This is a genomic window from Candidatus Halocynthiibacter alkanivorans, assembly GCF_003333265.1.
Taxonomy (GTDB): Bacteria; Pseudomonadota; Alphaproteobacteria; order Rhodobacterales; family Rhodobacteraceae; genus Halocyntiibacter_A; species Halocyntiibacter_A alkanivorans.
The window spans coordinates 56,229-68,112 of record NZ_QOLB01000112.1 but is presented as its reverse complement, the minus strand read 5'-3'; the positions used below and the strand labels follow the sequence as shown (position 1 = coordinate 68,112).

13 protein-coding genes are annotated in these 11,884 nt (G+C 59.9%); 9 read left to right on the top strand and 4 right to left on the bottom strand.

Annotated features, from left to right (window positions below; all coding sequences use genetic code 11):
• Window positions 1–31 precede the first annotated feature (31 nt).
• Window positions 32–358 (top strand): heat shock protein HspQ, encoded by a 327-nt coding sequence (gene hspQ / locus DWA01_RS13545; protein WP_114286351.1) that lies wholly within the window; start codon window positions 32–34, stop codon window positions 356–358.
• A 479-nt stretch (window positions 359–837) separates the two neighbouring features.
• On the opposite strand, the gene DWA01_RS13540 is transcribed toward hspQ, so the two are convergent.
• The 3 genes from DWA01_RS13540 to DWA01_RS13530 form a co-directional block, all read right to left on the bottom strand.
• Entirely contained in the window at window positions 838–2,418 is a 1,581-nt protein-coding gene (locus DWA01_RS13540; protein WP_114286350.1) for a gamma-glutamyltransferase family protein, read from the bottom strand.
• Window positions 2,419–2,736: 318 nt separating this feature from the next.
• Entirely contained in the window at window positions 2,737–3,177 is a 441-nt protein-coding gene (locus DWA01_RS13535; RefSeq protein WP_114286349.1) for an ATP-binding protein, read from the bottom strand.
• Between the two features lie 48 nt (window positions 3,178–3,225).
• Window positions 3,226–3,570, bottom strand: a complete 345-nt coding sequence (locus DWA01_RS13530) for an STAS domain-containing protein (protein ID WP_114286348.1) — start codon at window positions 3,568–3,570, stop codon at window positions 3,226–3,228.
• A 91-nt stretch (window positions 3,571–3,661) separates the two neighbouring features.
• On the opposite strand from DWA01_RS13530, the gene DWA01_RS13525 reads away from it, so the two are divergent.
• The 8 genes from DWA01_RS13525 (at window position 3,662) to DWA01_RS13490 (ending at window position 9,647) form a co-directional block, all read left to right on the top strand.
• Window positions 3,662–4,828 (top strand): thiolase family protein, encoded by a 1,167-nt coding sequence (locus DWA01_RS13525; RefSeq protein ID WP_114286347.1) that lies wholly within the window; start codon window positions 3,662–3,664, stop codon window positions 4,826–4,828.
• Between the two features lie 129 nt (window positions 4,829–4,957).
• Window positions 4,958–5,422, top strand: a complete 465-nt coding sequence (locus DWA01_RS13520; protein ID WP_114286346.1) for a GAF domain-containing protein — start codon at window positions 4,958–4,960, stop codon at window positions 5,420–5,422.
• Window positions 5,419–5,817, top strand: coding sequence for a GFA family protein (locus DWA01_RS13515; RefSeq protein WP_114286345.1), 399 nt, complete (start codon window positions 5,419–5,421; stop codon window positions 5,815–5,817). The genes DWA01_RS13520 and DWA01_RS13515 overlap by 4 nt, the downstream gene beginning before the upstream one ends.
• 176 nt (window positions 5,818–5,993) lie before the next feature.
• The gene (locus DWA01_RS13510; RefSeq protein ID WP_114286344.1) at window positions 5,994–6,392 is read left to right on the top strand and encodes a GFA family protein; all 399 of its coding nucleotides are present in this window, start codon (window positions 5,994–5,996) and stop codon (window positions 6,390–6,392) included.
• 21 nt (window positions 6,393–6,413) lie between these two features.
• Entirely contained in the window at window positions 6,414–7,061 is a 648-nt protein-coding gene (locus DWA01_RS13505) for an RluA family pseudouridine synthase (protein WP_114286343.1), read from the top strand.
• Between the two features lie 163 nt (window positions 7,062–7,224).
• Complete coding sequence (locus DWA01_RS13500; RefSeq protein WP_114286342.1) at window positions 7,225–7,878, top strand: peroxiredoxin; 654 nt, start codon at window positions 7,225–7,227, stop codon at window positions 7,876–7,878.
• Window positions 7,879–8,061: 183 nt separating this feature from the next.
• Window positions 8,062–8,784, top strand: coding sequence for a glycosyl transferase (locus DWA01_RS13495; protein WP_136057751.1), 723 nt, complete (start codon window positions 8,062–8,064; stop codon window positions 8,782–8,784).
• 62 nt (window positions 8,785–8,846) lie between these two features.
• The gene (locus tag DWA01_RS13490; protein ID WP_114286340.1) at window positions 8,847–9,647 is read left to right on the top strand and encodes a sulfotransferase family 2 domain-containing protein; all 801 of its coding nucleotides are present in this window, start codon (window positions 8,847–8,849) and stop codon (window positions 9,645–9,647) included.
• Between the two features lie 79 nt (window positions 9,648–9,726).
• Here DWA01_RS13490 and pnp read toward each other — a convergent pair whose 3' ends face one another.
• A complete protein-coding gene (gene pnp / locus DWA01_RS13485) occupies window positions 9,727–11,859 on the bottom strand; it encodes a polyribonucleotide nucleotidyltransferase (RefSeq protein ID WP_114286339.1) in 2,133 nt (710 codons plus the stop codon).
• Between the last annotated feature and the right edge of the window lie 25 nt (window positions 11,860–11,884).

The window sequence follows — 11,884 nt, the reverse complement described above, 5'->3', positions numbered from 1 at the left end:
GTCTAGTAACATGTTGCGAGGGTTACAATCTATGTTGAAAACACGTGCCAAATACCACCTGGGACAAATTGTCAAACACCGCAAACATCCGTTTCGCGGCGTGGTCTTTGATGTGGACGCGATGTTTGCAAACACCGAGGAATGGTATGATGCGATTCCCGAAGAAGTGCGCCCCAGCAAGGACCAGCCGTTTTACCACCTGCTGGCGGAGAACGACCAGAATTACTATGTGGCCTATGTCTCTGAGCAGAACCTGATCGCGGATTACTCCGGCGTGCCGGTGGAGCATCCGGACCTCGAGGATCTGTTTGGCCCGCTCAAAGACGGCGCCTATCCGCTCGATTTCCAGCTGAACTGACACCGCGCGACCACCGCCTGGCGTGGGCATGTTTTGCTTGCCAGGGCCCGCCGCTTTCCCGAAGACAAGAGCCCGAAGATGTGCCACGCGGAGCGTTGTGGAAGCACTTGCCCCGTTCTGCGCACTCGCCGGACCTGCGCGCAGAACGGCTGCCGCGAACGGCTGCCAGGACGCCGGGATGTGAGTCGCCCCGGGACCTGCTTGACGGATCTGCCCCGCCGGATTTTCCGCAAGCGCGTGCCCCGCAGTCTGTGCCCGCCTGACAGGCCGGCTGGGTTTGCCTGGCGGCCATATCCCTCTGACCTTGCGCCCGGGCCTTGCGTCCGGACCTGGAGCACAGACCTTGCCCCCAGAATTCGCGTCCAGAATTTACGTCCGGACCTGGCGCCCGGATATTGCCCCCGGACATTGCCCGCAGAACGGACGCCGGGGACATGCCGTCAGCGCCGGCGCTGCAACCACCCGACGCGCTGCGCTGGTTAATACCCCAGGGCGCAGCCGTCTTTGCGCGGATCTGACGCACCCATCAACACACCGCTTTCATGGTCAATCCAGATCGCCTGGGCGCCGCCAATCGGCCCGTCGGGCACTTTGACCACATGGCCCAGATCACTGAGTCCGGCGCACACGGCATCAGAATAGCCGCGCTCCACCGTCATCACCCCTTCGTAAGAAAAGCTGCGCGGAGCATCAATCGCCGCCTGGGGCTGCAGTTTGAAATCCACCATATTGCTCAGGAACCGGATGTGCCCGTTGGGCTGATAGGCGCCACCCATGACCCCGAAAGGCATCACCAGACGGCCTTCATGGCACAACATGCCCGGGATAATGGTGTGCATCGGGCGTTTGCCACCGTTGATCTCGTTCGGGTGGCCAGCCTCCAGGGTAAATCCGGCGCCGCGGTTCTGAAACAACACGCCAAAACGGTCGCTGGCGATGCCGGAACCAAACGAGTGGAAGATGGAATAGATCAAAGACACCGCCATGCCGTCGCGGTCCACCACCGTCAGATAGACGGTGTCTTTGTGAATGCTTTCGCTCAGCGGCGCCGCAGCGGCCATGGCGCGGGTGGGATCCACCAAAGCCGCCAGGGACACCGCCGTTTCCGGTGCCAGCATATGCGCCAGACGCGTGGTGTGATCCGTATCCGCAAGCAGCCGGTTGCGGGTGTCATAGGCCAGCTTGGCAATCTCTGCTTCGATATGGGCGCGCTGCACCCCGAACGGTTCCATGTCAGCCAGATCAAACTGCGCCAGCATATTGGCCATCAGAATGGCGGTGGCGCCCGACCCGTTGGGTGGCAGTTCAACCAGATCGGTGCCTTTGTAACTGCCCTGAAGTGGTGTGACATAGTCGCAGCTTGTGGCGGCAAAGTCCTCCAGCGTATGCTGCCCCCCCAGCGCGCGCAGGCTGTCGACCATATCCCTGGCGACCTCGCCGCCATAAAATCCCTCGCGCCCGTCGCGCGCGATGCGGCGCAGCACTTCGGCCTGCTGGGGGTGGCGGAACATCTCACCGACCTCGGGGACCTCGCCCTGGTTCAGGTAGAACCGCCGCGCCGCGCCGCTGAGCTGCGCCGCCCCGTTGGCCCAGTCAAACTGCACCCGCGGCGCCACCGGCACCCCGTTTTCCGCATAGGTGATCGCCGGGGCCAGCACTTCAGACAGGCTGAGACGGCCGTGGTCTTCTGACATTGTGCAAAACGCGTCCACCGCGCCGGGAATGGTCACCGCTTCAACGCCGGACAGCGGTACCGTGCTCAGCCCGCGCGCGCGCAGCTCTGCGCCCTGCAGCGCCGCCGGCGCCCGGCCCGAGCCGTTCAGACCCAGGATCTTTTCGCTGCCCGCCGGTTTGATCAGCGCAAAACAATCGCCGCCAATCCCGGTCATCTGCGGTTCGCAAATGCCCAGCAAAACCGCAGCGCCAATGGCGGCATCCACTGCGTTGCCACCGGCCTGCAACAGGTCGATGGCGACCTTGGCGGCCAGCGGATGGGACGTGGCACACATGCCGTTGCTGGCGTAGACGGCCGAACGGCCGGGCAGTTGAAAGTCGCGCATTCTGATCTCCCTGTTTGCGCGGATGCTAGACATCCTTGCCGCACAGGCCAAGAGCAGGAATTCGGTTTTTCGCATCGTGGAAGAACGGGGGGGCAGGGGCCAGGCCGATGCGGCAGGCGCACCGAAGTGGCGGGCCTGCTCATGCGCAGAGACACCGCTGCAGCTGTATTGGCTGCGAGCCGGATGCTGGCAGACGCTGGTCGCGCGGATCCGGCCGCCGGGATCTGGTCCCGGGAAACAGCCTCAGCCTCAGCCCGCCACATGTGCGGTCTGCTGCTGAGTGCCGCGCTGCCCGGCCGCATGGTGGGCAGAGCGGGCTTAACTGCGGGTGAAGTCGTCGCCCACCGGGATGCGGAAGGTCAGACGGTTGTGGTTTTCAACGCGCTCATAGCCAAGGTCGCGGGTGATTTCACGGATCAGGAACCAGCCGAAACCGCCTTCGGGCAGGTCCTGCAGGTCAACGCTCAGATCGGGCGGGTTGCCAATCGGAGGCCGCCCGTCAGGCATCGGGCTGCCATCGTCCTCAATGGCGCAATACAGCCCGCGCTCCCCGTTAGTCAGCCGCAGATCAATGCGTCCGTTCTGCTCGGCAAAAGCATGTTCTACAATATTGTTCAGAGCTTCAGCGACCACCAGCTCAATGGATCCGATTTTCTCAGCATCGAGATCCAGTTGTTGCAGGTTGCCGACCATTTTCAGCAACGCTGTGCGCACAGCTACGGTTGTGCCTGGAAAAACAAGTCGCAAATCGTCTGTCATCGGGGGTCGTCCCTTATTCAGATATCCCGGGCAAGCCCGGTCGCCGCTTCAGGAGGCGTTGGCAAGTGGTGCAATCGCCGTTTCAAGGTCGGGGTGGATGGTGAAAATTGAATCCATCCGGGTCAGCCGGAAGACTTTGGCCACTGTCGGCGTCAGCCCGGCCAGCTCAAACGAGCGTTCTTTGCCGAGGAATTTCATCACCGCCACCACAGCGCCAAGACCACTGCTGTCGAGGAAACTCACTGCCGACATGTCCAGAATCACCCGGTCCGGCCCGCCATCACTGACTTCGCGCATCCTGTCCTTAAACTGTATGGCAACTGCCGCATCGATCCGCGGTTCACAGACCGTGACCAAAAGCGCGTTGCCTATTGTTTCAGAATTTAGTTCCATACCCATTCTCCCGTCCTCACTGACCTGAGAAAAATTAAACCGCATTGGTTACCAATCTGTTTGCGCTGCAGCAAAGCGCAGAGGAGAAATAATGAAAGATGTATATATTATTGGGGCCGCACGGACCCCCATGGGCGGCTTCCAGGGGGATTTGTCGCCCGCCAGCGCCGCAGATCTTGGTGGCGCGGCAATCAAAGCCGCGCTGAAAAATGCCGGTGCCGACGCTGGCGCAGTGGAAGAGCTGCTGATGGGCTGTGTGCTGCCTGCTGGTCAGGGCCAGGCCCCGGCGCGTCAGGCGGGCTTTGCTGCCGGTCTGGGCGAAAGCGTACCGGCGACGACACTGAACAAAATGTGTGGCTCGGGGATGAAAGCGGTGATGATCGCCCACGACCAGATCGCGCTGGGCGCGAACACGACCATGGTGGCCGGCGGCATGGAAAGCATGAGCAACGCGCCCTATCTGCTGCCGTCTATGCGCGGCGGCGCCCGGCTTGGTCATGGCCAGACGGTGGATCATATGTTCCTCGACGGGTTGGAAGATGCCTATGACAAAGGCCGGCTGATGGGCACATTTGCCGAAGACTGCGCCGAGCGTTTTCAGTTCAGCCGCGAAGACCAGGACGCCTATGCACTGGACTCGCTGTCCAACGCGCTGGCAGCACAGAAAAGCGGCGCATTTGACGGGGAAATCGCGCCCGTGACGCTGAAGACCCGCAAGGGCGAGGTGGTGATTGCCGCGGATGAGCAGCCTGCCAAGGCGCGGCCAGAGAAAATTCCGCAGCTGAAACCAGCGTTTCGTAAGGGCGGTACAGTCACGGCCGCCAATTCTTCGTCTATTTCCGACGGGGCTGCGGCGCTGCTGCTGTCTTCAGACAAATCAGGCGCGCGCGCCCGAATCCTGGGCCACGCCAGCTATGCCCATGCGCCCTCCCTGTTCCCGACCGCACCGGTGCCCGCCGCCCGCAAACTGCTGCAACAACTCGGCTGGGCAGTGGCGGATGTCGATCTCTGGGAGGTCAACGAAGCCTTTGCGGTGGTGCCGATGGCCTTCATGCAGGAGATGGGCCTGCCGCGCGACAAGGTCAACGTCAACGTCAACGGCGGCGCCTGTGCGCTGGGCCACCCGATCGGCGCTTCCGGGGCCCGTATCATGGTGACGCTGCTCAACGCGCTGGAAAAACGTGGGCTCAGACGCGGTATCGCCGCCATCTGCATCGGCGGCGGCGAAGGCACCGCCATTGCGATTGAACGGGTGTAACCCGCCGCAGCCGTGAAATCCGGGGCGGCGCGTGCTGCGGCTGCGCCCCGCCCGTCCGCTCGCCTCCTTACCTGCCCTCTCTGCTGTCCTCATTCCGGGCGTTCCGCCCACCTGCCATAAGGTTTCCCCATGCGCGTCGACTACACCACCCTTGCCAAAACCATCGCCTCCCTGACCGAAGGTGAAACGGATTCTGTCGCGCTGATGGCGACGCTGGCCTGTGAAATACACCACGCCGATGATCGTTTTCACTGGACCGGGTTTTACCGTGTCACCGCGCCGGAGCTGTTAAAAATCGGCCCCTACCAGGGCGGCCACGGCTGCCTGGTGATCCCGTTTTCGCGCGGGGTCTGTGGCGCAGCGGCGCGCACTGGCGAGGTACAGTTGGTGGCCGATGTCGAAGCCTTCCCCGGTCATATCGCCTGCGCCTCGTCCACCCGGTCAGAACTGGTGCTGCCGGTGTTTGACCATATGAGCCAGGTGATCGCCGTATTTGATCTGGACAGCGACCTGCCGGATGCGTTTTCTGAAGCTGATGCATTAGCGCTGCAAGATATTTTGAAACAGACCTTTTCTATCAGGGAGATTACATGAGCGATGACGATGAAAAACACGGATCCTGCCTGTGCGGCGCAGTCACCTTTACTCTGAACGGACCGCTGCGCTCATCGGTGGCCTGCCATTGCAGGGGCTGCCGCAAAACTTCGGGCCATTACTGGTCGGCGACAGAGGTCGCGCGCAAAGGGCTGTTCATCACCAATGAGACCGGCCTGCGCTGGTTTGACTCTTCGCCCCAGACCCGGCGCGGCTTTTGCCAGTTCTGTGGCTCCAGCCTGTTCTGGGACTGGCACGACAAAGACACCGTCTCGGTGGGCTCTGGCACCCTTGACGGGGAAACCGGTCTGAGCACCCTGCGCCACACCTGCTGCGCCGAAAAGGGCGACTATTACGAAATCGAAGAGGGTCCGGTGAAGTTCGGCAGCTACTGAAGCGTGTCGACCTCCGCTCGCATTCAGCCCGCTTTCACCTGCAGGCTCGGGCGCGGCAGCCGTGAAACAGATTGGACAGGTCGCAGCCATTGCTATTTGTTTTTGGTGATACCGCCCTGGGGCGTTTTCCCGGGTTGGTTTCTCCGGACGGGTAACCTCTCTGCAAAGGAGTACATATGATCAAGAAAAAGACCCTCACCGGGTCCTGCCTCTGTGGCGCGGTGCAGTTCACCCTGAACGGCCCACTGCGCCCTGTGGCGGCCTGCCATTGCAGCCAGTGCCGTAAAACGTCAGGGCATTACTGGGCCGCGACCAGTGTGGCGCGCAACGATCTGGTGCTGACCAATGACACCGGCCTGCGCTGGTTTGACTCATCAGATCAGGCCCGGCGCGGCTTTTGTCAGAACTGCGGCTCCAGCCTGTTCTGGGACACGCGCGGCCGCGACCAGGTTTCCGTCGCTGCCGGCAGTCTTGATGGTGCCAGCGGGCTGAAAACCGACCGCCATATCTTTTGCACTGACAAGGGCGACTATTATGACATCGAACCAGGCCCGCAACAGTTCGACAAACACTGATGCGCCTGTTATGGGGCGGGCATGAGCGCTGAATATTCCCCCCCGCAAGAGCCGCTGACATACCTGCATGACGACCATGAGCTGCTGGCGGTCAACAAACCTGCCGGGCTGCTCTCAGTGCCCGGACGCGGCGAACACCTGGCCGATTGTCTTTTGACCCGGGTGCAGGCGGCGTTCCCGCAGGCGTTGCTGGTGCACCGGCTGGACCGGGACACCTCTGGTGTGATGGTGTTCGCGCTGACCCCGGCGGCGCAGCGCAACCTGTCCAGGCAGTTCGAGGAACGCAAAAGCAAAAAGACCTATGTCGCCCGGGTGCACGGGCTGCTGGCGGAAAAAGAAGGCACGGTGGATCTGCCGCTTCTCGTCGACTGGCCCAACCGCCCGCTGCAGATTGTCGATCATGAAAACGGCAAACAGGCGATCACCGACTGGAAAGTGATGCGCTTTGAAGAGGGCACGACACGGGTGCGGCTGATGCCGCGCACCGGGCGCACCCATCAACTGCGGGTGCATATGCAGGCGCTGGGCCATGCCATTCTTGGTGATCCGTTCTATGCCAGCGGTGCCGCGCTGGAGGCGCCACGGATGATGCTGCATGCCGAAAGCCTGCGGGTCAATCATCCCGACGGCGGCAAAGGTATGACGTTTAAGGTAAAAACGCCGTTCTGAGCGTAAAGGCGCTGCCACGTGGCTGCGGCGGCTCCCGGTGGCGTTCGCCGCGCTGGCCGGCAGTCACATTCGCGCGATTACCGCTGGCCCGCCGGGTGAAATACGTTAATCTGCGCCTATCTGTATTTTTCAACACACAACCTTTTGCCTGATAGGACGTCTCATGGCCCTTCGCATCAATGACACCATCCCCGATCTCTCCGTTTCCACAGATCAGGGAGATTTTTCTCTGCATGACTGGATCGGCGACAGCTGGACAATCCTGTTTTCCCACCCCAAAGATTTCACCCCGGTCTGCACCACCGAATTCGGCGCTGTGGCACGACTGGCAGATGAATGGGCCAAACGCGGCACCAAAGTGATTGGCGTCTCGGTGGATGGGGTGGAAGATCACAAAAAATGGAAAGGCGATATCGAAAGCTTTGCCGGTAGCAAAGCCACTTTCCCGATCATCGCCGACGCCGGGCTGGAAGTGTCCAAAGCTTTTGACATGCTGCCCGCTGAGGCCTACATGCCCGATGGCCGCACCCCCGCCGACAGCGCCACCGTGCGCTCGGTGTTTATCATTGGTCCGGACAAACAGCTGAAACTGTCGATGACCTATCCGATGACCATCGGCCGCAACTTTGCTGAAGTGCTGCGGGCGCTGGACGCGCTGCAGAAAACCTATGGCGTGCCAATCGCCACCCCCGCCAACTGGCAGGTCGGTGAAGACGTGATCGTCGCCATGTCTCTGGATGACGCTGCCGCCGAAGCCAAATACGGCACGCTCGACAAAAAACTGCCCTACCTGCGCTTTGCCAAAAATCCGGAATAGACATTCAGGATGCATGACCGGCCCGTCGCCCGAAAAATAATCAAACTCGGCTTCCAGTTGCTTTTCGGGCGACGACGGGCGCATTGGCAAGACAACTGGCCTTTCCTGAAACTGATCCGGGCGCAACACAACACGCCGGGACAGATCCTCTGGAAGGGCCAGGCTGCGGGCACGCTTTTTTCCGTGACTGAATTTTACGCGGCCGTCGGCCGCGAAGTGGTGATTTTCGGATCCGGGCCGTCGCTGCGATCGCAGGATGTCGCCAGAATTGACGCCAGTGCCGCGCTACTGGTGAACGGTGCGGTGACGCTGATGCCCCGGTTGCAGGGGGCCTTTGCGATTGCAATCGAAGACGAGCGCTTTGTCTGGCGTCACTTCGGGAACATGCTGCAACAGCTGCCACGGGATCCGGTATTCCTGCTGTCTCCATCGGTGATCCGGGCGATTCTGAGCCATGATGCCTCCTGGTGCGATGGCCGGCGAATCGTCCTTATCGAAAATCTGTACAAACCCTTTGACGGGGCGCGGCGCCGTTTCAGCGATGCGAGTGTACAAAAATTGGTCACCGGCACCGGTGAAAACTGTTTTTCGCGGGACCCCGGTGTGGGCATTATTCCCGCCGGCACCGTGGCCTTCAGTGCCATGCAATTCGCAATTGCGGCGCGTCCGGAGTGTATTGGTCTGGCCGGTATCGATCTTTCCAACGCGGACGGGCCCCGGTTCTATGAGAACGGGGCGCAAGCCGCGTCCGGCATCGTGGGCGCGGAGCAGCGTATTCTGAACCATTTTGAATATGCTGCGGAGCAGGCAGGCAAACTGGGGGTGACCATTGAGGTGTATTCTCGGGTATCTGCGCTGCTGACGCGCGGGCTGCCCTATTCTGATCGGTTGGTGCAAGTGCGATGAGGCGTTGCAGCGTCCGGACTGATATTCTACGCTGGCGTGACCTTATCCAACAGAGTCCCTAAATGCCGCCCAGTGCCATTCCGATCCCCGGAGACAATCGCATTAATCCCACCAAAGCGGCTATTCTCAGCCTCGTCAGCCCTCTTTATCGCGCGCGGCGCGGTTTGGCGCGCCTGCCGGTAGCAAAGCAAGTTGTGTATGCTCATTGTATCCTCAGCCATGACGGAAAATTGTTTTTCCCCAAAAACGCCAAAGTGGCGAGCACCAGTACTACTCAGCACATCGTGCGCCTGTACCAAGGGGATTTTGCTGAAGATGCGCGTCGGGTTACGTCCGGGGTAAAACAAGGTCAGATTCATTGGCGTGCCTATGAGCACGCTATACATGACCCGGACTGCGTCAAATTTTGCTTTACCCGGCATCCGGAGGAATGGGTGCTATCGGCCTTTTATGATTTCTTTGTGGACCTCAAACATCCCAGCACAAAGCGGCATTTGCCGGCAATCAAGGCACGGGGCTTTGAACTGGGCGGTGACATTATACGCAATTTTGAAGTTTTCTTGGATTATGTCCGGGAGTCCCACGAAGACTCGATTTACTTCTGTGATCCTCATTGGCGTCCCCAGCATATAAACATAGGGCATGGGGTTATTGAATACGACATTATAGGTGATATCCGGACCTACGAAACGGATCTGCGCCGCGCTTTTGAGATGGCAGGCTGCGATGACCCAGTGCCGGCAGGGGAGAAGAAGCGCAAATTCAATGCTTCTTCTCGTGCGGAGTTTACATTGTGTGCCCCACAAAAGCGGAAAATCCGCGACCTCTTCGCAAAGGACTTCGAGCTTTTTAGCTACGCTTAAACGCGAGGGTGCAAAGTTCGAATAAAAAAGCCCCGGTGTTTCCACCGGGGCTTTCTGATTTGCGGAAAAGGCGCCGGGATTAACCCTCGGCGGCGTCTTCGCTCACTTCTTCGCCGGTGGCCTGATCGACCATTTTCATGGCGAGGCGCACTTTGCCGCGGTCATCAAAGCCCAGCAGTTTTACGAAAACTTCCTGGCCTTCTTTCAGCACGTCAGACGGGTGGTTCAGGCGGCGGTTTTCGATCTGGGACACGTGCACCAGGCCGTCGCGCTTGCCAAAGAAGTTCACGAAGGCGCCGAAATCGACGATCTTCACAACTTTACCTTTGTAAACCAGACCCTGCTCAGGCTCAGCGACGATCGAGTGGATCATCTCATAGGCCTTTTTGATCGCTTCGCCATTGGCGGAAGCAATCTTGATCACACCATCGTCGTTGATGTCGACCTTGGCGCCGGAAACTTCCACGATCTCACGGATCACTTTACCGCCGGAACCGATCACTTCGCGGATTTTATCCGTTGGGATCTGCATGGTTTCGATGCGGGGTGCGTGGGCCGAGAATTCCGCAGCGCCGGACAGCGCTTTGTTCATCTCACCGAGGATGTGCAACCGGCCCTCTTTGGCCTGCGCCAGCGCCTGTTCCATGATTGCGGGCGTGATGCCTGCGATCTTGATGTCCATCTGCAGCGACGTGATGCCGTTTTCGGTACCTGCCACTTTGAAGTCCATGTCGCCGAGGTGATCTTCGTCACCCAGGATGTCGGACAGGATGGCATAGTCGCCGCTGTCTTCCAGGATCAGACCCATGGCAACACCGGCTACCGGTGCTTTCAGAGGCACACCAGCATCCATCATCGACAGCGAACCACCACAGACAGACGCCATGGAAGAAGAGCCGTTGGATTCGGTGATCTCGGATACGACGCGCAGCGTGTAAGGGAAATCAGTGGCCGCAGGCAGAACCGCCTGAAGCGCACGCCATGCCAGTTTACCGTGACCGATTTCACGACGGCCAGGGCCGGACACACGACCAACTTCACCCACCGAGTAGGGAGGGAAGTTATAGTGCAGCATGAAGTTGGAACGGTAGGTGCCGTGCAGCGCGTCGATCATCTGCTCGTCGTCACCGGTGCCCAGCGTGGTCACAACCAGACCCTGAGTTTCACCACGGGTGAACAGGGCGGAGCCATGGGTACGCGGCAGGAAGCCGGTTTCCGCAACGATGCCGCGGATTTCGTTGGTCTTACGACCGTCGATCCGGATACCGGTTTTCACCACGTCGCCGCGCAGGATGCCGGCTTCGAGTTTCTTCAGAGCAGAACCCAGGTTGGCATCAGCCAGCTGTTCTTCGCTCAGAGCGGCTTTGATCAGATCGCGGGCAGCGGAAACCGCGGCGGTGCGTTCTTGTTTGTCAGCGATGGCAAAAGCCGCACGCATGGCGGTGTCACCAGCAGCGGTCACAGCAGCAGACAGCTCGCTGTAGTCAGGCGCGTCAAAAGCAAACGGCTCTTTGGCAGTGTCTTCGGCCAGATCGATGATCAGGTCGATGACAGGCTGGATCGAAGCGTGGGCAAAGTTGACCGCACCCAGAATCTCAGCTTCCGACAGCTCATAAGCTTCGGATTCAACCATCATCACCGCGTCTTTGGTACCGGCAACAATCAGGTCGAGACGCTGCTCGGGTTTGTTGCGCAGGTCGTGCATGTCATCAACGGTCGGGTTCAGCACATATTCGCCATCAACAAAACCAACACGCGCACAGGCAATCGGGCCCATGAAAGGTGCGCCGGAAATGGTCAGCGCTGCAGAGGCTGCGATCATCGCCACAACATCAGGATCGTTTTCCAGATCGTGGGACAGAACGGTACACATCACCAGAACTTCGTTTTTGAAGCCGGGCACAAACAGCGGACGGATCGGACGGTCAATAAGACGCGCAGTCAGCGTCTCTTTTTCGGTCGGACGTGCTTCGCGTTTGAAAAAGCCGCCTGGCACTTTGCCGGCTGCGTAATATTTTTCCTGGTAGTGAACGGTCAGCGGGAAAAAGTCCTGACCCGGCTTTTGCTTGCGGGCAAAAGTCACGTTGGCCATGACAGATGTTTCGCCCAGAGTGGCGATCACAGATCCGTCGGCCTGACGGGCCACTTTGCCCGTTTCCAGAGTGAGCGTTTCTTCGCCCCACTCGATCGATTTTTTCACTTCGTTAAACATAACGTTTCCTAATTTGGGGATGCGG

Bases quoted from the DNA above. Each gene is read 5' to 3' on its own strand.
- hspQ (WP_114286351.1), top strand. From the start codon at position 32: ATGTTGAAAACACGTGCCAAATACCACCTGGGACAAATTGTCAAACAC.
- DWA01_RS13540 (WP_114286350.1), bottom strand. From the start codon at position 2,418: ATGCGCGACTTTCAACTGCCCGGCCGTTCGGCCGTCTACGCCAGCAAC.
- DWA01_RS13535 (WP_114286349.1), bottom strand. From the start codon at position 3,177: ATGACAGACGATTTGCGACTTGTTTTTCCAGGCACAACCGTAGCTGTG.
- DWA01_RS13530 (WP_114286348.1), bottom strand. From the start codon at position 3,570: ATGGAACTAAATTCTGAAACAATAGGCAACGCGCTTTTGGTCACGGTC.
- DWA01_RS13525 (WP_114286347.1), top strand. From the start codon at position 3,662: ATGAAAGATGTATATATTATTGGGGCCGCACGGACCCCCATGGGCGGC.
- DWA01_RS13520 (WP_114286346.1), top strand. From the start codon at position 4,958: ATGCGCGTCGACTACACCACCCTTGCCAAAACCATCGCCTCCCTGACC.
- DWA01_RS13515 (WP_114286345.1), top strand. From the start codon at position 5,419: ATGAGCGATGACGATGAAAAACACGGATCCTGCCTGTGCGGCGCAGTC.
- DWA01_RS13510 (WP_114286344.1), top strand. From the start codon at position 5,994: ATGATCAAGAAAAAGACCCTCACCGGGTCCTGCCTCTGTGGCGCGGTG.
- DWA01_RS13505 (WP_114286343.1), top strand. From the start codon at position 6,414: ATGAGCGCTGAATATTCCCCCCCGCAAGAGCCGCTGACATACCTGCAT.
- DWA01_RS13500 (WP_114286342.1), top strand. From the start codon at position 7,225: ATGGCCCTTCGCATCAATGACACCATCCCCGATCTCTCCGTTTCCACA.
- DWA01_RS13490 (WP_114286340.1), top strand. From the start codon at position 8,847: ATGCCGCCCAGTGCCATTCCGATCCCCGGAGACAATCGCATTAATCCC.
- pnp (WP_114286339.1), bottom strand. From the start codon at position 11,859: ATGTTTAACGAAGTGAAAAAATCGATCGAGTGGGGCGAAGAAACGCTC.